General features: G+C 70.8%; 16 protein-coding genes, 1 tRNA gene and 1 other RNA gene. 5 read left to right on the top strand and 13 right to left on the bottom strand.

Going from position 1 to position 20420, the window contains the following annotated elements; all coding sequences use genetic code 11:
* Positions 1 to 6: 6 nt before the first annotated feature.
* The 3 genes from Q5716_RS02135 to Q5716_RS02125 are packed head-to-tail and all read right to left on the bottom strand — an operon-like array spanning position 7 to position 3832.
* Positions 7 to 1488: an oligosaccharide flippase family protein gene (locus Q5716_RS02135; protein ID WP_305001439.1), complete on the bottom strand. Its 1482-nt coding sequence runs from the start codon at positions 1486 to 1488 to the stop codon at positions 7 to 9.
* Positions 1485 to 2507, bottom strand: a complete 1023-nt coding sequence (locus Q5716_RS02130; RefSeq protein WP_305001438.1) for a glycosyltransferase family protein — start codon at positions 2505 to 2507, stop codon at positions 1485 to 1487. Before Q5716_RS02130 ends, Q5716_RS02135 begins: the two co-directional genes overlap by 4 nt.
* On the bottom strand, positions 2504 to 3832 hold the full coding sequence (locus Q5716_RS02125) for a nucleotide sugar dehydrogenase (RefSeq protein WP_305001437.1): 1329 nt from the start codon (positions 3830 to 3832) through the stop codon (positions 2504 to 2506). Before Q5716_RS02125 ends, Q5716_RS02130 begins: the two co-directional genes overlap by 4 nt.
* Before the next feature lie 187 nt (positions 3833 to 4019).
* Between Q5716_RS02125 and Q5716_RS02120 the strand changes: the two genes are divergently transcribed.
* The 3 genes from Q5716_RS02120 to Q5716_RS02110 are packed head-to-tail and all read left to right on the top strand — an operon-like array spanning position 4020 to position 7746.
* The gene (locus Q5716_RS02120) at positions 4020 to 6203 is read left to right on the top strand and encodes a glycosyltransferase (RefSeq protein ID WP_305001436.1); all 2184 of its coding nucleotides are present in this window, start codon (positions 4020 to 4022) and stop codon (positions 6201 to 6203) included.
* Positions 6200 to 6667, top strand: coding sequence for a hypothetical protein (locus Q5716_RS02115; RefSeq protein ID WP_305001435.1), 468 nt, complete (start codon positions 6200 to 6202; stop codon positions 6665 to 6667). Before Q5716_RS02120 ends, Q5716_RS02115 begins: the two co-directional genes overlap by 4 nt.
* Positions 6664 to 7746 (top strand): hypothetical protein, encoded by a 1083-nt coding sequence (locus Q5716_RS02110; protein WP_305001434.1) that lies wholly within the window; start codon positions 6664 to 6666, stop codon positions 7744 to 7746. The genes Q5716_RS02115 and Q5716_RS02110 overlap by 4 nt, the downstream gene beginning before the upstream one ends.
* Here the strand turns inward: Q5716_RS02110 and Q5716_RS02105 are convergent.
* From Q5716_RS02105 to ffs, 7 genes are all read right to left on the bottom strand, one after another.
* A complete protein-coding gene (locus tag Q5716_RS02105; RefSeq protein ID WP_305001433.1) occupies positions 7691 to 8752 on the bottom strand; it encodes an aspartate-semialdehyde dehydrogenase in 1062 nt (353 codons plus the stop codon). The two genes, Q5716_RS02110 and Q5716_RS02105, sit on opposite strands and share 56 nt — an antisense overlap.
* Positions 8753 to 8827: 75 nt before the next feature.
* On the bottom strand, positions 8828 to 10105 hold the full coding sequence (locus Q5716_RS02100; protein WP_305001432.1) for an aspartate kinase: 1278 nt from the start codon (positions 10103 to 10105) through the stop codon (positions 8828 to 8830).
* Between the two features lie 52 nt (positions 10106 to 10157).
* Positions 10158 to 10757, bottom strand: coding sequence for a recombination mediator RecR (gene recR, locus Q5716_RS02095; protein ID WP_305001431.1), 600 nt, complete (start codon positions 10755 to 10757; stop codon positions 10158 to 10160).
* Between the two features lie 3 nt (positions 10758 to 10760).
* Entirely contained in the window at positions 10761 to 12788 is a 2028-nt protein-coding gene (locus tag Q5716_RS02090) for a DNA polymerase III subunit gamma and tau (protein WP_305001430.1), read from the bottom strand.
* A gap of 82 nt (positions 12789 to 12870) precedes the next feature.
* Complete coding sequence (locus Q5716_RS02085) at positions 12871 to 13968, bottom strand: acetate kinase (RefSeq protein WP_305001429.1); 1098 nt, start codon at positions 13966 to 13968, stop codon at positions 12871 to 12873.
* Complete coding sequence (gene pta / locus Q5716_RS02080) at positions 13965 to 16058, bottom strand: phosphate acetyltransferase (protein ID WP_305001428.1); 2094 nt, start codon at positions 16056 to 16058, stop codon at positions 13965 to 13967. Before pta ends, Q5716_RS02085 begins: the two co-directional genes overlap by 4 nt.
* Positions 16059 to 16137: 79 nt before the next feature.
* An RNA gene (gene ffs / locus Q5716_RS02075) (signal recognition particle sRNA small type) lies at positions 16138 to 16234 on the bottom strand.
* 58 nt (positions 16235 to 16292) lie between these two features.
* Here ffs and Q5716_RS02070 point away from each other — a divergent pair.
* Both Q5716_RS02070 and Q5716_RS02065 read left to right on the top strand, forming a co-directional pair.
* A tRNA-Ser gene (locus tag Q5716_RS02070) sits at positions 16293 to 16380 on the top strand.
* 133 nt (positions 16381 to 16513) lie between these two features.
* Positions 16514 to 17125 carry a hypothetical protein gene (locus Q5716_RS02065; protein ID WP_305001427.1) on the top strand — a complete coding sequence of 204 codons (612 nt, stop codon included), beginning with the start codon at positions 16514 to 16516 and terminating at the stop codon, positions 17123 to 17125.
* Here the strand turns inward: Q5716_RS02065 and Q5716_RS02060 are convergent.
* From Q5716_RS02060 to Q5716_RS02050, 3 genes are all read right to left on the bottom strand, one after another.
* Positions 17115 to 17864 carry a helix-turn-helix domain-containing protein gene (locus Q5716_RS02060; protein ID WP_305001426.1) on the bottom strand — a complete coding sequence of 250 codons (750 nt, stop codon included), beginning with the start codon at positions 17862 to 17864 and terminating at the stop codon, positions 17115 to 17117. The genes Q5716_RS02065 and Q5716_RS02060 overlap by 11 nt on opposite strands.
* Complete coding sequence (locus Q5716_RS02055) at positions 17861 to 19681, bottom strand: sigma-70 family RNA polymerase sigma factor (RefSeq protein WP_305001425.1); 1821 nt, start codon at positions 19679 to 19681, stop codon at positions 17861 to 17863. The genes Q5716_RS02060 and Q5716_RS02055 overlap by 4 nt, the downstream gene beginning before the upstream one ends.
* 107 nt (positions 19682 to 19788) lie before the next feature.
* A complete protein-coding gene (locus Q5716_RS02050) occupies positions 19789 to 20370 on the bottom strand; it encodes a hypothetical protein (protein ID WP_305001424.1) in 582 nt (193 codons plus the stop codon).
* Positions 20371 to 20420: the final 50 nt, after the last annotated feature.

Below are 20420 nucleotides of genomic sequence, written 5' to 3'. Positions count from 1 at the left end.
TCCAGTCTAGTTGTCGGCGCCGCCCGGCATGGCGCGACGACGGGTCAGTAGGCGGGCGCTCGATAGCACGGTGCGGAGGTCGGAGCGAGCCCGCCGCCACGCCGCGCAGACGATGGCGAGCAGCAGCAGGCCGAGCGCGAGGCCCGCGAGGAGTCGCACGACCGACGCGGTATCGGCGAGGAGCAGCCGGTCGACGACGCCCACCGGCGCGGCGACCGCCGTCCACACGATGAGCCAGCGGGCCGCGACTCGCAGCAGCCCCGCGCGCGCGAGCCCGATGCGCGGTGCCGCGACGAGGGCGAGCACAATCCAGATCACCGCGAGCCCCACCGAGAGACCTGCGGCGGCGCCGACGATGCCCGCCACCGCCGTGCCCGCTCCGATGAGACCGACCATCGCCGCCCGCAGCGGGAGCATGAAAGCCACCTGCAGCCGCGTCGAGGCGGTCGCCAGGAACGCCCAGTAGTAGACGTAGCCGAGTGCCTGGAACACGCCTCCCACCGAGAGGATGGCGAACGCCGCTGCCGACGGTCGCCAGCCGGGGCCCAGGAAGAGGTCGATCGTCGGCACCGCGAGCGCCGCCCCCGCCGCGAAGACACCGCCCAGCACGACCGCGAGCCGAACCTGGGCGGCCTCGAGACCCGCGGCGAGACGCGCACGGTCGTCGACTCGGGAGAAGAGTGGCAGAGCCACGCGCGTGAGCGGCGCGGCGAGCTGGCTCATCGGGAGCGCGAACACGCTGTAAGCGCGGCTGAAGAAGCCAGCGGCGTCCGGCCCGGACCAGCGACCGAGCAGAACCGTCGGGATGCTCGTGCTCACGTAGTTGGCGACCTGCACGACCGCCGTGCCGACCCCGAACCGCACGAGCGGAATCGTCGAGCGCCAGTCGTCGGGCCACCCCGGCCGCCAGCGCGCGAACACGGTGACGACGACGAGCGCGACCGACGCGGCGACGACCTGCTGGGCCGCGAGCGCCCAGAAACCGCCCCCGGTGAGCGCCACGACGACCGCGACGACGAGCCCGATCGCTTGCGAGAGCACGTCGGCGAGCACGAGCGGCCGGAAGCGCAGCTCGCGGTTGAGGTGCGCCCGGAACTGCGCCGCGACCCCCGAGAGCAGGAAGACGAGGGAGAGCACGCGGACGAGCGCGACGAGCTCCGGCCGGCCGTAGAGCGCCGCGACCGGGTCGGCGAGGAGCACCACGACGACCGCGAGCGCGAGGCCGAGGGCGGTGTTGAGCCAGAACAGCGCGCTGCGCTGGGCGGCGCTGAGCTCGCTCGCCTGCACGGCCGCGAGGCTGAGCCCCGCATCACCGAGCACCGCGGCGACGCCCACGACCGCCATCGCCATCGCGAACAGCCCGAAGTCGGCGGTGCCGAGAGCGCGGGCGAGCACGAGGATGGTGAGCGCCTGGATGCCGAATCGCGCCAACTGGCCCGAGACGAGGAGGGCGCTCGCGCGGTGCGCCGAGCCCGAGCTGAGACTCACCGACGGGTCCCTGCCGCGAGCTCGCGGTAGAGCTGGGCGTAGCGCTGCCCGACCTCGAGCCACCGGCGATGCTCGAGCACGGGGCGAGTCCCCCGGTCGAGCGCGAGGAAGGCCGAGACATCCCGATCGAGCGTCTCCCCCGACAACTCACCGGCGTAGAGGTGCACCCACTCCGAGCCCGCCTCGCCGCGCAGCTCGCGCATCGTCGCGCTTTCCGGGACGACGATCGGCCGGCCGAGGGTGAGCGCGAGCAGAGCGGCCCCCGAGTTGTACATCTCACGGTAGGGCAGTACGACCGCCTCCGCCGCGAGGATCTCAGCGGCGAGCGCGGCATCGTCGAGGTGCAGCGCCGCCACCGACGCGCGGTCGTCGCCGGCGGCGAGCGCCTCGAGCTGCGCCGCGTACTCCGGCGATGCCGCCGCCCCGACGATCCGTGCGGAGAACGGCTCGGCCGCCGACCGCACGGCCGCCAAAAGCGACTCCGCGCCCTTGTACGGGCGCAGCAGTCCGAACTGCAGCAGCCGACCGGGTGAGCGCTCCCCGGACCACCCGTCGCGCTGAGCACCGAAGGTCGGCTCATAGTCGCCTCGGCGGATGACTCTCGCGCGGGCATCCGTCGGCGCGACCGACTCGTACATGTACACGCGGGCCGACGCGACCGACTCCCACGCGGCGAGCAGTGCGCGCTCGAGCCGGCCGCCGTCCTCGTGGGGGCGCAGGTTGTGGACGGTCCAGACCGAGCGGACGCCGCCGAGGCCGAGGCGCAATCGCGCGAGGAGCAGGGCGAAGAGCGCGCGTTTGGCGATCGTGCCGCCGCGCGAGCGGTGCCGCACGACGAACTCGGGCCAGTGCACGTGGAGCACATCGTACGAACCGAAGAGGGCGCGGCGCCACGAGAAGTCGACGACGTCGATCTCGGCGGGCAGCGCGTCCACGAGGAGGGCCACAGTCGCATTCGGCGACGGGACCCGGACGGGCGGGTTGGTGAGCACTCGCGTCCGCCGAGGGGCGGAGGTCACCACGCCGCCCCCGCGTAGGACGCCGGGGCGGGGCGGTCGCGGAGCCGACGCTCGACCCCCGGGGCGAGCATCCCCGAGAGGTCGATGACGGGCAGCGGGCGCCCGACGAGCTCGTCGGTGATCTCCGCGTTCGGGTTGGCGAGCAGCACGAGCTCGGCGCCGTCGAGGCACTCCGCGAGCGAGCCCACGAGGATGCTCTCGAGGCCGGGCAACTGCGCGAGGGCGTAGGCGCGGTTCGCCCCGATGAGCCGCTCGAGCCGCACGATCGGGTCGAACGCCCGCACCCGGATGCCCGCCGCCGCGAGCCTCGCCGTGAGCGCGACGAAGGGGCTCTCGCGCAGGTCGTCGGTTCCCGGTTTGAACGTGAGGCCGAGCTGCGCGACCGATCGCGCGCCGGACTCGACGACCATCCGCACCACGCGGTCGATGTGGGCCTCGTTGCTCGGCAGGAGGCTGTCGAGCACCGGCATCGGCACGCCGCGCTCGCGACTGAACGCGCTCAGGGCGCGCACGTCCTTCGGCAGGCACGAGCCGCCGAACGCGAAGCCCGGCCGCAGATAGCGGGCCGAGACGTTGAGCTCGCGGTCCTGAACGAAGATGCGCATGACGTCGCGCGCGTCCACCGCCGCGCTCTCGAGGGCCCGGCCCATCTCGTTCGCGAACGCCACCTTGACCGCGTGGAACGCGTTGGACGCGTACTTGAGCCCCTCGGCCACCCCGGGCGAGACGACGTGCACCGGCGCCTCGAGGAACGAGAGTAGTTCGGCGGGCACTACCGCCGACGAGGGCTGACGGGCGCCGAGAACGGTGTAGGGAGGGGCGAAAAAGTCGTGCACCGCACTCGACTCGCGCAGGAACTCCGGGCAGAACACGAGCGAGAAACCCTCCCCCTCCGCGAGCCCGGACTCCTCCTCGATCCACGGGATCACGAGCGACTCGGTCGTACCGGGCAGCACAGTACTGCGCAGCATCAGGGTGAGGCCGGGGCCGCGCACCCGCAGCCGGGCGCCGATCTGGCGCACCACGGTCTCGACGTGGTCGAGGCCCAGGCTTCCGTCTGGGGCCGACGGAGTGCCCACGCAGACGATCGCGACATCCACCTCGTCGAGGGTCGCGATGTCGCCTGATGCGGCGATGCGGCCGGCCTCGAACGCGTCGGCGAGGAGCTCCGCGAGCCCCGGCTCGACGACCGTCGCACGACCCTCCGCGAAGGCCTCGACCTTCTCCGGTGCCGGATCGATGCCCACGACCCAGTGCCCGGCCTCCGCCAGGCACGCGGCGGTGACGCAACCGACGTAGCCGAGCCCTAGCACCGCGATCCTCACGCGAGTCACCCCCGGTCGAAATGGGCTTAGGATGCGACGCCCTAAGATCGGTTCAATGCTAATGGGATACCGCACATCCCCTTCCTCGCGGCCCACCGCGGGCGGTGCCCGGGGGCGGGGACAGCCGTGGCCGGCCCTTCTCGCGTGGGCCGGCTACGTGGTGTGCCTCGCGGCAACGGGACTCGGGATGCCCGTCTGGGAAGGCACCGTGCGGCCCGAGCACGTCGGCATCCTGCTGCTCGCGCCGCTGCTGCTCGGAAGCGGCACCCGGTCCACTCCCGTGCCGAGGCCGGTGCTCGTCGGGCTGGCGCTGTGGCTCGCCGTCGGGACGTTGTCGAGTCTCCTGTTCGCCCCGGATCCGCTGCGCAGCATCTACATCGTCGCGCTCATCACGGCGAGCCTCGTCGCCTTCGTCGCGGTATCGCGCTCGCGCGTCGACAAGGCACTCCTCGTCGAGGTCGGCACGTGGGTGCTCGCGGCGCTGAGCACCGGGAGCCTGCTCGTGCTGCTGCTCGCGCCCGAGTACCCGGTCGGCACGCCGTGGGTCACCGCCTACGGCGACGGCTACGGCGACGGGGCCACCGGTCGCATCGTGGGACTCGCCTTCGAGCCGAACATCATGGGCGGACTCTCGAGCGTGTGGGTCGCTCTCGTGGTCTACCACCGGCGGCGGCTCAGCCGGGCCGCGCTCGTTGCGACGTCGACAATCGTGCTCGCTGCGGTACTCACCCTCACTCGGGCCTCGTGGGTCGCGCTCGCCGTCACCCTCGTCGTCGCCCTCGTCGCCGCGCGCCGCACCCGGGCGGTACTGCTCGCAACGGGCATCGCCGTCGTCGCGGGAGTCGGGGCGCTCGCGCTCGCCGTCGCGACTGCGCCGCGCGACGCCCCCTGGCTCGAGCGGCTCGTCGGCCTCCTCGACCTGTCCAGCGGCACCGGCGCATTCCGGGTGGCCACGTGGGTCCAGGCGATGCAGGACCTCGCCGCGAGCGGCTCGTGGGCGATCGGCCTCGGCGTCAACACGTTCCAGCAGCGCCACGTCCCCGCCCCGGGCGCGGCGCCCATCGAGTACTTCTCCAACGCGTGGCTCGCACAGCTGCACGACACCGGGATGATCGGGACGGTCGCCCTGCTCGCCTCGCTCGTCGGCCTGTGGGCCGCTACCCGGCGCCGTCTCGACGCGCTGGCCGTGTTCGCGACGCTCGCGATCACCGCCGCGTTCGCCAACCCGCTGTGGTTCGCCTACCCGTGGGTCGTGCTCGCCCTGCTCGAGTTCCGGCCCCGCCGCCCGTCCGCCGGCAACGCCCGCATCTACCCGATGGCTCGCGTCAGCCACCTCGAGCGACTCCCGCGCACGACGGCCGCTGATTTCCTGTACTCTCGCCACCGCGCAGACTGGGACGAACGGCTCGCCGCCTCGCTGCCCGACGTGCACCGCTCTGCCCTGCCGGGCATCCTCGTCCGCGTCTCGCGTCGGAACTACGCCACCATCGAGACGCCCGAGCCGCTCGCGCTGCCGCTCACCGGTCACCTCGTGGCGCTCTCCGTGCTCGTTGTCGGGCTGAACGCGCTGCTCGGCCGCACCACGAGGCTCGTCTGCTACGCGCTCGAGAACCTCGACCCCGTCGACAAGCTCGTCTCCCGCAGCCGACTGCCACGGTGGATCGCGATCGCCTTGTTGCGCGCGAGCTGGGCGATCATCCTGCTGGGCATGCGCCGCATCGCCTTCGGCACGGAGGGCGCCCTCGAGAACTACCGCACCGCGTTCGGGCCGCTCTGGCGCCGGGTCGAGTCGCGTATCGAGGTCGCCGTCTTCCCAGCCCTGCCCGCCGCGGCGGAGAAGCTCGGCCCGCGTGACCCGCGACAGGTGTGCTTCCTCGGCGGCTTCCAGGTCAACAAGGGGATCCGCGAGCTGCTCGCGGCATGGCCGCTCGTCGAGCAAGCGCGGCCGGATGCCCGGCTCCTCATCCTCGGACAGGGGCCCCTGCTGCCGGAGGTGCTCGCCGTCGCCGAGTCGACGGCGAGCGTGCAACTCGAGGTCGACCCGCCGCGGGACGCCATCCGCGACCGGCTGCGGTCGACGACGTGCCTCGTGCTCCTCTCCCGCCGCACCGCCACCTTCCGCGAGCAGGTCGGGTTGCCGCTCGTCGAGGGCCTCGAGCACGGCTGCGAGGTCGTGACGACCTACGAGACCGGGATCGCCCAGTGGCTCGTCGACCACGGCCACCGCGTGCTCGAGCGCACCGACCCGGAGTCCGTCGCCGGGGCGGTGCTCGACGCCCTCGCCCACGCTCGGACTCCCGAGCAGATCGTCGCGCCGCTTCCCGAGCGGGATAGCCGGCTCGCCGCCGACGCCTGGATGTTCGCGCAATGAGGCGGCTCGCACCCGTCGTCGTCGCGGCAGTCGCAGCCGCCCTGGTTCTGCCCGTGCAGGCGGCGATCGTCTTGCGCTGGGGGGAGCCCTATCCGGCGCTTACCCAGCCGGTGTTCCGGGCGCCCGGCCCCCTCGACGGGGAGGTACTGACGACCTCGAAGCTGGAGGTCGTACTGCGGGATGCCGGCGGCACCGAGCATCCCGTCGAGCTCTACGACCTCCTGGGCACGCACGCCGTCTCCCCCGTGGCCGTCGTGTCTGACCTCCTGCTTTCCGACGACGCGGCCGACGACCCCGCCATCCGCTCGTGGCTGCGGGAGCGGGTGGGTGCGCTCGGGCTGCCCGTCAACGGCTCGACCGTCGAGACGGTGTGGGAGACCGAACAGCGCCGCATCGACGACCTGGATGCGCCAGCCCAGCACGACACGCTCCGCCGGGTCACGATCGAGCTGGGGTCGTCGTGAGCCTCCGCGAGCGCATCCTCGACTGGGTGGACGAGTCTCCGGTCGGGCGCCGCGACCTGGGCGCGTTCCGGATCCTGTTCTCGATCGCGAGCATCCTGCTCGTGCCCGACATCCTGTGGGTCGCGCGGATGCCCGACTCGGCCTTCCACCCCCGGTTCGGGCCGCTTATGCTCCTGCCCAGCGCACCGCCCGAGGCTGCGCTCCTCGCGCTGCAAGTCGCCCTCGCGGTCGCCCTCGCCCTACTCGCCCTCGGCGGACCCGCCACGCCGGCCGTCTCCTACGCAGCGAGCGCGCTTCTGCTCACGCTCTACGGGCTGGCATACTCGTTCGGCCAGATCGACCACAGCATCGTGCTGGCGGTGGCGCCGGCACTGCTCGCGCACAGCGGGTGGGGTCGCACGGTCACGCCGTGGCCGAGCTCCGGCCCGGGGGCGCCCGGCCCCGCCCTGCGTGCGCTGGCCGTCGCGATCGGACTCGGGATGGCGTGGGCCGCCCTCAACAAAGTTGCGAGCGGCTGGATCGGCGGCTCCGCGACCGCGCTGGGCTACTCGCTGCAGAGCCACGTAGAGCCGGGGGACCCCCTGCGCTCGCTCGCCGGGATCGCCACCGGACCCCTCTCGTGGATCGGGGAGGGCGCCGATCTCGTCGTCGTCGTGCTGGAACTCGGCGCCCTTGTGACGGTGCTGTGGTGGCCGGCCTTCCGGCTAACGATCGCCCTGCTCGCGCTCTTCCACCTCGCCGTGTGGATCATGCTCGACATCTCGTTCGCTTGGAACGTCGTCGTCTACGCCGCGTTCGTGCCCTGGGGCCGCGTGCTGCCAACGCGAGCTCTGCTCGCCCTCGACCGGATGCAGGGACGACGGCTGCCCACCGCAGCCGCCGTCGGCATCGGCGTGCTCGCCGCTGCCGCGTCGCTCGTGGCATCCCGGGTGCCTGCCGTCGAGAAGGTCACGAGCGTGGTCATCCTCGTCATCGGGGCCGCGACCGCGGTCGCGCTCCTCGCAAGCGCGACTCTCCGCCGCGTCAGCGCGCGGCGACGAGCTCCGCGGCCACGAGCTCCGCGATCTGCACCGCGTTGAGCGCGGCCCCCTTGCGCAGGTTGTCGTTGCTGATGAACATCGCGAGGCCGCGGTCGTCCGGCACGCCCTCGTCCTGCCGGAGGCGGCCGACGTAGCTCGGGTCCTGGCCGGCGGCCTCGAGGGGCGTGGGCACGTCCGTGAGAACGACGCCCGGGGCATCCTTGAGCAGCTCCTTCGCGCGCTCGACGGTCAGGGGGTTCGCGAACTCCGCATTGATGGCGAGCGAGTGGCCCGTGAAGACCGGGACGCGCACGCACAGTCCGCTCACGCGCAGCTCCGGCAGCTCGAGGATCTTGCGGCTCTCGTTGCGGAGCTTCTTCTCCTCGTCGGTCTCGAAGAGGCCGTCGTCGACGAAGCTCCCGGCCTGCGGGATCACATCGAACGCGATCGTCTTGGGGAATGCGGCGGCGTCGGGGAAGTCGACGGCCGCACCGTCGTGGACGAGAGCCAGGGCATCCTGCGAGACTGCGGCCTTCGCCTGGGCCAGCAGCTCCTCGCCGCCCTTGAGGCCCGCGCCGGAGACCGCCTGGTAGGTGCTCACGATGAGCCGCTCGAGGCCTGCCTCGGTGTCGAGCACCTTGAGGATCGGCATCGCGGCCATCGTCGTGCAGTTCGGGTTGGCGATGATGCCCTTGCGCGCGTCCTTAATGGCGTGCGGGTTGACCTCGCTCACCACGAGCGGCACGTCGGGGTCCATGCGCCAGCCGGAGGAGTTGTCGATGACGAGCACGCCGGCCTCCGCGAATCGCGGAGCCTGGGCCTTGCTCGTCGTGGCGCCGGCGGAGAAGATCGCGACGTCGAGTCCACGCGGGTCGGCGGTCGCGGCATCCTCGACGACGATGTCCTCGCTCTTCCAAGGGAGGGTCGTGCCGGCGCTGCGCGCGGAGGCGAAGTAGCGGATCTCGGCGACCGGGAAGTCGCGCTCCTCGAGAAGGCGGCGAACGACGGCGCCGACCTGGCCGGTGGCGCCGACGACGCCGATGCGGATGCCCTGCTCAGAAGTCATGGGATCCATCATCCCAGACGTCGCACGCGGATTACGCCGGGCGGGGTGCCAGGGATGCTCGAGAAACTGCCGCCCCTACCGGCCCGTTCCCGCGTACACGACCGCTTCCGCCTCGCCATCGAGACCGAACGCGGTGTGCACCACGCGCATCGCCTCGTTGAGGGTGTCGGCTCGAGTCACCACGGAGATGCGGATCTCGCTCGTAGAGATCATCTCGATGTTGATGCCCGCGTCCGAGAGGGCGCGGAAGAGCTGCGCGGAGACGCCCGCGCTCGTGCGCATGCCCGCGCCGACGACGGCGAGCTTGCCGATCTGGTCGTCGTACTGCAGCGACTGGAAGCCCGCCGAGCCCTGGCCTGCGCGCAGCGCCGTGAGCACCTTCTCGCCCTCCGACTTCGGGAGCGTGAACGAGATGTCGGTGAGGCCGGTCGCCGCGGCGGAAACGTTCTGCACGATCATGTCGATGTTGGCGCCGGTCTGCGCGACGATCGTGAAGATCTCCGCCGCCTTGCCGGGCACGTCGGGCACGCCCACGACCGTGATCTTGGCCTCGTTGAGGTCGCCCGCAACTCCCGTGATGATCGGCTCTTCCACCGTGTCTCCCTCGTTCGGGCCGTCGATCGACTCGACCACCCAGGTTCCCTCGTTGTTGTTGAATGACGACCGCACGTGCAGCGTGACGCCGTGCCTGCGCGCGTACTCGACGGCGCGGATGTACAGCACCTTCGCGCCGGCGGCAGCGAGCTCGAGCATCTCCTCGCTCGTGACCCGGTCGATCTTGTGGGCCTTCGGCACGACGCGCGGGTCGGCGGTGAAGATGCCGTCGACGTCGGTATAGATCTCGCACACATCAGCACCGAGCGCCGCCGCGAGGGCGACCGCCGTCGTGTCCGAGCCGCCGCGGCCGAGAGTCGTGATGTCCTTCGTGTCGCGGTTGAAGCCCTGGAACCCGGCGACGATGACGATGGCGCCGTCGTCGAGGGCCTCGCGGAGGCGGACGGGGGTGACATCCACGATCCGGGCGGAGCCGTGCTGAGCATCCGTGATCATGCCGGCCTGGCTGCCCGTGTACGACCGGGCTTCGACGCCCATGCTCTTGATCGCCATCGCGAGCAGCGCCATTGAGATGCGCTCACCCGTCGTCAGGAGCATGTCCATCTCGCGCGGGTCCGGCAGCGGCGTCACCTCGTGCGCGAGGTCGATGAGCTCGTCGGTCGTGTCGCCCATCGCGCTCACGGCGACGACGACGTCGTTGCCCGCCTTGCGCGTCTCGACGATCCGCTTCGCGACGCGCTTGATGCTTTCGGCGTCGGCGACCGACGAACCGCCGAACTTCTGGACGATCAAAGCCATTGACAAACTCCTGGGGGGCGCGGGCGACAGGCCCAAGGAGCGATTCTAGCGGTCAGCCCTCGACGAGCCTGCGCCCCTCGAACGCTCGGCCGAGCGTGACCTCGTCGGCGTACTCCAGGTCGCCGCCGACCGGCAGGCCCGACGCGAGTCGAGTCACGCGCAGCCCCGGCTGGACCAGCAGCCGGGTGAGGTATGTCGCCGTCGCCTCGCCCTCGAGGTTCGGGTCGGTCGCGATGATGACCTCGGTGACCGTGCCATCCGCGAGTCGGGTGAGGAGCTGGCGGATGCGCAAGTCGTCGGGACCCACCCCGTCGATGGGGCTGATCGCCCCGCCGAGCACGTGGTACAGGCCCTTGAACTCCCGGGTGCGCTCGATCGCGACGACGTCCTTGGCCTCCTCGACGACGCAGATCGTGGTGGCCGAGCGGCGCGGGTCGCGGCAGATCGAGCACGTCGACTCCTCCGTGACGTTGCCGCAGATCTCGCAGAAGCGCACCTTGTCGCGAACCTCGCGCAGGATGTCGGCAAGTCGCGTCACGTCGAAGCTCTCGGTCTGCAGGATGTGGAACGCGATGCGCTGCGCCGACTTCGGCCCGATGCCGGGCAGCCGGCCCAGCTCGTCGATGAGCTCCTGGACGATTCCGTCGTACATCGGCTACTGCTCGTCGCTCGGCTGCGGCTGGGGCACGACTCGCGGCTTGAGCGGCTGCTCCTCGATGAAGCTCGCGCCGAGGATCTCGCGGACGACCGACTCGCCGTACTTGGGCCCCGACCCCGCCGGGCGGGCGGCCGCCGGACGGGCGGCGGGAGCGGGCGGCGGGGGTGCGGTGGCGGATGCCGGTGCCGATGCCTGCGGCGCGGGCGCCGGTGCCTCGGGCTCCGGTCGCGCAGGTGTCTGCGTCGCCCACGCCGGCTCGCCAGGATCCGAGCCGTCGTCTTCAGGGCCTTCGTCCGAGGCCGGAATCGAGGCGACGGCCCAGCTCGCGGCCCCAGCGGGAGCGGGAGCCGGAGTCGAGGGAGGAGCGGCCGGCGGAGCATCCACCGCCTTCGCGAGGAGGAGCGGCTCCACGCCGAGAACCTCCACCATCGCCTTCTTGATGTGGTCGCCGATGCCCTCGCCCGGGGCGGACTGCTGGCGGAGAGCCGCCACATCGTTCTGGCTCGGGAACGAGAGCACGAGCACATTGCCGTCGCGCCACTCGATCGGCTTGGCCGTCACGACCACCATCCATGCCGTGCGCTTGGCCTTCTCGATCACCTCGAGGATCTCCGGCCACGCGTCCTTGATGAGCTGGAGGGTCACGGGCGCGCTGAGGTCGCGGGCGGGGGTCGCAGCCTCGGGCGCGGCAGGTGCCGGCTCGGGATCGCTCTCGGTCTGAGCAACCGGCTCGGTCTGGGCGGCGGGTGCAGCCGGCGCCGCGGCGGGCGCGGGTTCGGTCGCACGGGTCACGGCAGGGACTGGCGCTGCGCTCGGGCGGGCTGCGGGCGCCGCGGCATCCGGGCCGTCGACTCCGATGCGGCGCTCGAGGCGCTCGACTCGCGCGAGCGCGCCGCGCTCGGTGTCGTCGCTCGCGGGCACGAGGATGCGCGCCGCCATGAGTTCCAGGTGGAGCCGCGGGGAGGTCGCGCCCGTCATCTCCGAGAGCGCGGCGTTGACGACGTCGGCCGCCCGGGAGAGCTCGGCCGGGCCGAAGGCCTTCGCCTGCGCGGCCATGCGGTCGAGCTGATCCTGCGGCACGCCGCGCAGCACCGCCTGGGCGTTGCCCGAGGTCGCCGCCACGATGATGAGGTCGCGGAGCCGCTCGAGCAGGTCCTCGACGAAGCGCCGCGGGTCCTGACCGGTCTGGATGACCCGATCGACTCCCGCGAACACTCCCCCGGCGTCACGGGCGCCGATCGCGTCGATGACCTCGTCGAGGAGGGCGCCGTGGGTGTAGCCGAGGAGGGCTACCGCGCGCTCGTACTCGACAGTGACCGCGCCATCCGCCGCCGACTCGGACCCGGCGATGAGCTGGTCGAGCAGCGACAGGGTGTCGCGCACCGACCCGCCACCGGCACGGACCACGAGCGGGAGGACGCCGGCGTCGACCGACACCCCCTCGCTCTCGCACAACTGCTGCACGTAGTCGAGCATCTGCGCGGGTGGCACGAGTCGGAAGGGGTAGTGGTGCGTGCGGGAGCGGATCGTGCCGAGCACCTTCTCGGGCTCCGTCGTCGCGAAGATGAACTTCACGTGCTCCGGCGGCTCCTCGACGATCTTCAGGAGCGCGTTGAAGCCCTGAGACGTGACCATGTGCGCCTCGTCGAGGATGAAGATCTTGAAGCGGTCGCGCGCCGGGGCGAACACCGCGCGCTCCCGCAGATCGCGCGCGTCGTCGACGCCGTTGTGGCTCGCCGCGTCGATCTCGACGACGTCCAAGCTGCCGCCGCCATCGCGGCTCAGCTCGACGCAGCTCGGGCACACGCCGCACGGCGTGTCGGTAGGGCCCTCGGCGCAGTTGAGGCAGCGGGCGAGAATGCGCGCGCTCGTCGTCTTGCCGCAGCCGCGCGGCCCGGAGAAGAGGTAGGCGTGGTTGACCCGATCGGTGCGCAGGGCAGTGCGCAGCGGATCGGTCACCTGCGACTGGCCGATGAGCTCGGCGAACGTCTCGGGCCGGTATCGGCGGTACAGGGCGGCAACCACGCCTCAAGAGTAGTCGCCACCACCGACGCGATCGCCGCCCGGGGCGAAGGTGTGAATCCGCGCACAGCGGACACCCGCGTCCTCAGACGAGAGCGGCGGCCTGCCGGGCGATCTCGAGCTCCTCGTTCGTCGGCACCACGAGGACCGCAACGGGCGAGTCATCCGCGCTCACCACGGTCGTGCCGCGCACCGCGTTGCGTTCGCCGTCGAGCCGGATGCCCGCCCACTCCATCCCCGCGAGCGCGGCCTCACGCACGCGCGCCGCGTTCTCCCCGACTCCCGCCGTGAAGACGATCGCGTCGACGCCGCCGAGCGTCGCGAGGTACGCCCCGATGTACCTCCGCAGCCGGTGGACGTAGACGTCGAAGGCGAGGATGCTCGCGGCATCCCCCGCGTCCACCCCCGCGAGGACATCGCGCATGTCGTTGCCGCCGGCGAGACCCGTCAGCCCGCTGCGCCGGTTGAGGAGGGCATCCAGGTCGGCGAGGGAGTATCCGGCGCGACCCAGGTGGAACAGGATGCCCGCATCGATGTCGCCCGAGCGCGTGCCCATCACGAGCCCCTCGAGCGGGGTGAGGCCCATCGACGTGTCGACCGACCGCCCGCCGTCGATCGCACAGGCCGAGGCCCCGTTGCCGAGGTGCAGCACGATGAGCCTCAGCTCGTCGAGGGGCCGCCCCAGCAGCTCGGCCGCGCGCGCCGACACGAACTGGTACGACGTGCCGTGGAAGCCGTACCGGCGCACGCCGTGCTCCTCGGCGACGGCCGAGTCGATCGCGTACGTGTAGGCCGCCGGGCCGATGCTCTGGTGGAAGGCCGTGTCGAACACCGCGACGTTCGGCACCCCCGGGAACGCCTCGCGCGCCGCGCGGATGCCAAGCAGGTTCGCGGGGTTGTGCAGGGGTGCGAGCGCGGAGAGCTCCTCGATGGCGCGCTCGACCTCATCGGTCACGATAGTGGCGGTCGTGAAGCGGGAGCCACCGTGCACCACGCGGTGGCCGATGACGTCGGGATGCCCGCCGCCGAGTTCCTCGAGGATGACGCGCATCGCCCCCGCGTGATCGACGCCGTTCTCGCCGATGCGCTCGACGATGCCCCCGCGCATCCGCTCGCCGGAATCGACGTCGAGCAACTCCCACTTGATCGACGACGAGCCGGAGTTGACGACGAAGGCGATCACTCGGGGGCTCCCGCGCGCTGCGCTTGGATCGCCGTGATCGCCACCGTGTTGACGATGTCTCGGACGAGGGCGCCGCGGGACAGGTCGTTCACCGGCTTGCGGAGCCCCTGGAGCACGGGGCCGATCGCGACGGCTCCCGACGAGCGCTGCACCGCCTTGTACGTGTTGTTGCCCGTGTTGAGGTCGGGGAAGATGAAGACCGTGGCGCGCCCTGCGACCTGCGACTCCGGCATCTTCGTCTTCGCCACGGCCGCGTCGGCCGCGGCGTCGTACTGGATCGGGCCCTCGACGAGCAGGTCGGGTCGGCGCTCCCGCACGAGCGCCGTCGCCGCGCGCACCTTGTCGACATCGGCCCCCGAGCCCGACTCGCCGGTCGAGTAGGAGAGCATTGCGATTCGCGGCTCGATGCCGAACTGAGTCGCCGTCGCGGCCGACGAGATCGCGATGTCGGCGAGCTGCTCCGAGGTCGGATCAGGGACCACCGCGCAGTCCCCGTAGACGAGCACCCGGTCCTCGAGCGCCATGAAGAACACACTCGAGACGATCGAGACGCCGTCTACTGTCTTCACGAACTCGAAGGCCGGCTTGATGGTGTGCGCCGTCGTGTGGATCGCGCCCGACACCATCCCGTCGGCGAGCCCCAGCTGTACCATCATCGTGCCGAAGTACGACACGTCGGTGATGATCTCGCGCGCCTCGTCGAGGGTCACGCCCTTGTGAGAGCGCAGCCGGGCGTACTCCTCGGCGAAGCGCTCCCGCAGCTCGGGCTCGGTGGGGCTCACCACCTGCACGCCCGCGAGATCGACTCCGAGCCCGGCGGCGCGAGCGCGGATCTCCTGCTCGTCGCCCAGGATGGTCAGGTCGCAGACGTCCCGCGACTTCAGCGTGCCCGCCGCGAGCAGAATGCGATCGTCCGTCCCCTCGGGGAGCACGATGCGCTTGCGGTCGGCTCGCGCCCGCTCGAGGAGCGCGTACTCGAACATGAGCGGAGTCACGACGGTCGAGTTGCCCGCACCGAGCTGCTCGAGGAGGAGCCGGGCATCCACGTGCTTGTCGAAGAGGGCGAGCGCGGTATCGATCTTGCGCGCCGAGGTGACCGACAGCCGCCCGCGCGTCTGGGCGATGCGCTGGGCGGTCGGCCAGGTTCCGAGACCGGTCGAGACGATCGGAAGGGAGTGGTCGAGGCCGTCGATGAGGCGCTGGATGACGGGCGAGAGCTCGAAGCCGCCGTTGAGCAGGATGCCCGCGAGGGAGGGGAACGTCCCCGAGGCGTGCGCCGTCAGTGCCGCGAGCAGCATCTCGCTGCGGTCTCCGGGGATGACGACGACGCCTCCCTCGACGAGTCGGGGCAGCACGTTCTCCATCGACATCGCCGCGATCACGACGCCCAGAACCTCTCGCCCGAGCAGTGCCTCGTCGCCCTGCAGCAGCTCTCCGTCGACCGCGAGCTGCAGCTGCGCCATGGAGGGCGCAACGAGCAGCGCGTCCTCGGGGATCGCCCACGCAGTGACACCCGACGCGGCCGCGACGGTGCGGATGATCGGCTCGAGGTTCTCCGGATCGGCGCGGTTCACGACCACGGCGAGCAGGCTCGCGTGCGCCGACGCGAGTTCGGGGACCGCGAGGTCGGCGACCTGGCGCACCTCGTCCGGGGTGCGCGCCCGCGACTCGTCGAGCTCCCGGCCGGTGAGAACGAGCAGCACGGGCGTGCCGAGGTTTGCGGCGATGCGGGCGTTGAATCCGAGTTCGGTCGGGGATGCGACATCCGTGTAGTCCGAACCGATGACCACGACGGCGTCGCACCGCGCCTCGACGCTCTTGAACCGCTCGACGATCATGGAGAGCGCGGCGTCCGGGTCGTCGTGGACGGCCTCGTAGGTCGTGCCGATGCAGTCGTCGTAGTCGAGGTCGACGCCATCCCTCGACAACAGCAGCTCGAGGACGAAGTCGCGCTCCGTCGTCGACCGGGTGATGGGCCGGAACACTCCCACCCGTTCGCCGCTTCTGAGGAGCGTGTCGAGCACGCCGAGCGCGACGGAGGACTTGCCCGAGTGCCCCTCGGCGGACGTGATGTAGATGGACCGGGCCACGCCACCAGCCTAAAGCGCGGGCCCGACGCCACGAGAGGACCAACGGCCCGGATGCCCGGCTGTGGGTACGGGCTCACAAAGAAAGGACTCCTCGCGCACCCGCCAGAGCCCGGTTACCCTTGCTACGTTTCCGTCCTGGGGGAGTTGGCCTGGATGGCGCCACGCGAGGAGCCGGAGTCCATTCTACCGGTATGCTCTTACGTGGTTGTCGCCCACTGTGGCGCTTCCGCCCCAGGAGAATTCGCCTAGTGGCCTATGGCGCACGCTTGGAAAGCGTGTTGGGTGCAAGCCCTCGGGGGTTCGAATCCCCCATTCTCCGCCACTTCGCCCGAAGCGCTTCTCGCAGCGCCCATCCGCCCGCGAGAAATTGTTCACTTTCGTTATAGTGAAGCGCTCGATGTAAACGCATCGACCTGGGTGGGGGGTGCGAGGTGGACGACGACGAGGACGTAGTCGTGCGTGTAACTCCTCGAGAGTCCCTGGCGCACACCGGTCTCATCGCGAGCCTCGTCGGCGGAATTCCGCTCTTCGGGGTGCTGTACTGGCTCTCCGCCTCACAAGGCAGCTGGCGCCGCGTCCTCGCGGTCCACGTCGTCGCTGTCGCGGTGGTCGCGTTCGGCTGGATCCGTCACCGCGGAGCCTTCGCGGAGGTGACGGCAACCCGGGTGATCAAGCAGGCGTTCTTCCGTCGGCACGTGATCGACCGCGATCGGATCGCATCCGCGCTCATCGGCCACACCTGGCGCCCCGGATCGTCCGAAGCCGTGCCGCAACTGCTACTGCGCGATGCGGATGATCGCACTCTGCTCCGGCTCCGCGGGACGTTCTGGACCCTCACGTCGATGGAATCGCTGGTGGATGCGGTGCGCGTTCCTGTCACCGTCGACCCGGAGACGATCTCGCTCCGCGAGTTCTACGAGGCGCATCCCGACTCGGCCTACTGGTACGAAGGAAGGCCGTGGGTGTCGGTGCTGGGAATCGCCGTCGCGTTCGCTGGCGCCTTCGTGATCATGAGCTGGATCATGTTCGCCATCGGCGTTCCGAGCACGTTGAGCCTTACGCCGTAGCGCGGCCCTCGGCGGTGTCGGGGCGGAGGGCGGCAGGCGAGAGTCCGTTGGACGCGAGAAGTGCGCGGGTCATGTGCTTGGTCGATGAGAATCCCGTGGCCCGAGCGATCTCGGCGTGTGAGCGGTCTCGGAAGGACTCGTCGGCGAGCATCCGTGCCGCGCGCATCGCTCTGGCCGTGCGGATGTACTCGCTGATTCCACCGAAGTGCGGCTCGGCGAGCTCGTAGAGCGATCGACGTGAGACGCCCAGCGATGCGGCGATCGTGTCCGGGGTGAGGCGCCGATCCCCGCTGAAGAGGGCGACGATGCGCTCCACCTGCGCCCGTCGAGCCCGTGCGACCACAGCGGCTGACGGAGAGACTCCGGTCGCTCGCGCGACGACGATCGACAACGTCTGTGCCCACCGGACTTCCTCGCCGAAGGGCGGCTCCTCCGCTGGTTGGGTGAGCATCGTCCACGTGCGCTCGACGAGGGGCGACGCGAGATCGCGGTAAGCGAGAAGGTTGCCGAGTTCCGCGACCCGACGCAGTTCCCCCGATTCGGCCGGGATCATCGACTCCTCCAGGCCGATGATGAGCGCCTGGAGCGGTCGAAACTCTTTCTCGCCGCGGTCGTCAGCCACCTCGATCCGGATGTCGCTCAGGCCTCGGACAGGACTCGCGCCGGACCCGCCAGCGCCGAAGGACATGGCGATCGTGACGAGCCGCCGCCCCTCGCCGGGAACCATCCGCACGATCACGGCGTCACCGTCACCGTGAAGGACTCCGTTGAGAGGGGTTCCAGAGTGGTGGGGTCCGCATAGGCGATGGTGATCACGTGGACGCCAGCACTCAGGAAACCGCCCTGGTAGGCCTGGAAGTTGCCGGATGCCGGGATGGTCGTGATGAGCGAGTAGTTCGTCCACACCGGTTGGCCGTCAATGTAGGTGCGCACGGATGCTCCGGGCCACCCGCTCGCCAGGACCGGCCACATCAGCCAGGATGCCGGATACTGCGTCTGTGTCGTGGTGAAGCGCGGAGTGAACGCCAGCGGGGTGATGGCCGCGTCGGAAGCGTTGCCGGCGCGATCGATCTGCGTCACGACGAGCTGTGTGGAGTAGGCCGTGAGGCCCTCCAGCGACGGAGTCGACCACGAGCCATCGTCGTCGGCCGTGACTCGAGCCAACTCGGTGACACCATCGGACACGACGACGATGGCCCCGGGTTCCGCGACACCTGAGACGGGCGGAGCACTCTGCGCGTAGCGATCAAAGGTCGTGGCGAGGAGAGGCTGCGCCGGGGCGACGGAGTCGACCGTGAAAGGGATGCTGACGATCGGTGACGACGAGCGGGTAGCCGAGCGCTGGACGACGCCGAGTTCGTGTGCGCCATCGGCGAGCGAGGCGACGAGATCGTGATGCCAGGAGCCGTCCTGATCCACGATCACCGATCCGGCGCTCTGTCCGTCGATCGTGAAGAGGATCTCGCTGCCCGAGTCGCCGCTGCCCGATACAGCCACAGCGCCGCCCGGGACGGCCTCGCCGGCGAGTGGGCTGAAGACCGCGGGTGTGGTCGCTGCGGGGAGGGCTGCCGGCGTCGTGGGCAGCGGCGGGGACGTGGGTGGCTCGGTGCGAGTCGGATCGGTGGAGGCCGGGTCGCGCGTGGGCTCGACTGGCGCGGGATCTCCGCCGGGGCGCTCGGGCTCACCGTATCCAGGAAGGGGCGCGCTCGCACTGGCCGGGACCTCGAGCGTGGGCGATGTTCCGGGCTCGGGGGGTGCGATGATCGCCGCAGCCACGAGGACACTGGCGGCACCGATCGCGGTCGCGCCCGCGATGAGACCCGAGAAGGTCGGAATCGGGAGGTGCGACGAGGCAGTCGTCACGGCGGCTGTCGCCGGTGCACTCCCCCCGGTGTCGCGGAGGAACTCGGCGAGCGGGATGCCCACCAGCAGCGGGACGAGGACCGCCCGAAGACGACCCGCCAGAACCTTGTCGCTGGGGGCGCTGACCGCGGCGTCGTCCTGTGCTCTGAGCTCCAGCCAAGCCTTACGGAATCCATCGCGCGCGCGATACGCGAGCGCCGCGACGGCGTTCGCCGACATCCCGAGGATCGGCGCGATGTCCCGCGGCTTGAGTCCTTCGACCTCGCCGTACCACAGCACTTCCTGCCACCGGTGGGGAAGCGAACGGAAGGCGAGAGCCTCGTAGGACCGCTCGAGCGCAGCGACCCCCTCGTCCTCGGCGGTCGTGCTGTCGGTGAACGTGTCGAAGTCGACCTCTTCGAGCGTGAACGCCGATTCGCGGATCGACCACCGGATGCTCAAGTTCTTGAGCGTTGTATAGAGGTAGGGCCGGAACATCTCGTCGGGCCCCGCGCCGTTGCGAATCGCCTGGTAGATGCTCGCGAATGCGTCGGAGACCAGATCTTCGCTGTCGGAACGACCGACGAGCCGCGTGGCGAACCGGAGCGCGGCCGTGTGGTGCCGGTTCCACAGCCTCCCGAAGGCTCGCGCGTCGCCCGACCTCGCCTGCCTGATCAGGACCGCGTCAGCAACGTCCTCTGCATCACCAGCCACCTGTCACCCCCACATGTACTCAGCGTTCTTCAGCGGAAGAGGCCAGCTACGCCTCGTACTGCTTGAGCGCGTCGCGTGCGTTTCATGACGGGCGCCTCTGACTTTTTTCAGCCGCCGAGTCCGAGCACAGTGAGTGCGGTCGTCCAGTTGTGAGCGATCGCGTACTGAGCGGCCTGGATGCCCGCCCGTCCCCCGCACACGGCGTCAGCAACCGCCGCGTCGGTCTGAGCTTTGGTCGTCGCCGACGGGTCCGACTCGGGCATCGGCCACAGATTGGCGAAGTCGTTCGCTCCACCGAGCTGGCGCGGAACGAGGTAGTCGACCCGGTATCGGGGCGCATCCTCGTTCTCGATGCCGTACGCGGACAGAACGGCGGACCGAACGGACTCGTTGATCTCCCCGCCCGCGGATTCGCGGCACACGACGGAGGGATCTGCGGGCGAGATCTCCGAGGTGACCGCGCCGGGCGTGCACGAGGCATCCGGGCGTGTTCCCTCATCGCCGTGGTCGAGCTCGCACGACCCGGCGCCGGGCGCGGAGCCGGTGGTGCTCTCTGACCAGCTGTCTGAGGCGACGACCGGCTCGCCGACGTCGGTCGTGGTGGTGGGGCCGGTGCATCCCGCCAGGAGCGCCGGCACTGCGACGCAGGCGATCACTGCCGCCGCGAGTCGTGTGGTGATCGAGGTCACGGAGTTCCTTCCGTTGGTCTGCAGAGACGGGGGATGTGAGGGGGTTGGTG

Source organism: Antiquaquibacter soli (assembly GCF_030580675.1).
GTDB lineage: Bacteria > Actinomycetota > Actinomycetes > Actinomycetales > Microbacteriaceae > Rhodoglobus > Rhodoglobus soli.
Note: the sequence above shows the minus strand (reverse complement) of the source record. Positions and strands in the feature narration are given on the sequence as shown.

Bases quoted from the DNA above. Each gene is read 5' to 3' on its own strand.
- recR (WP_305001431.1), bottom strand. From the start codon at position 10,757: ATGTACGACGGAATCGTCCAGGAGCTCATCGACGAGCTGGGCCGGCTG.
- Q5716_RS02120 (WP_305001436.1), top strand. From the start codon at position 4,020: ATGCCCGTCTGGGAAGGCACCGTGCGGCCCGAGCACGTCGGCATCCTG.
- Q5716_RS02105 (WP_305001433.1), bottom strand. From the start codon at position 8,752: ATGACTTCTGAGCAGGGCATCCGCATCGGCGTCGTCGGCGCCACCGGC.
- Q5716_RS02115 (WP_305001435.1), top strand. From the start codon at position 6,200: ATGAGGCGGCTCGCACCCGTCGTCGTCGCGGCAGTCGCAGCCGCCCTG.
- Q5716_RS02100 (WP_305001432.1), bottom strand. From the start codon at position 10,105: ATGGCTTTGATCGTCCAGAAGTTCGGCGGTTCGTCGGTCGCCGACGCC.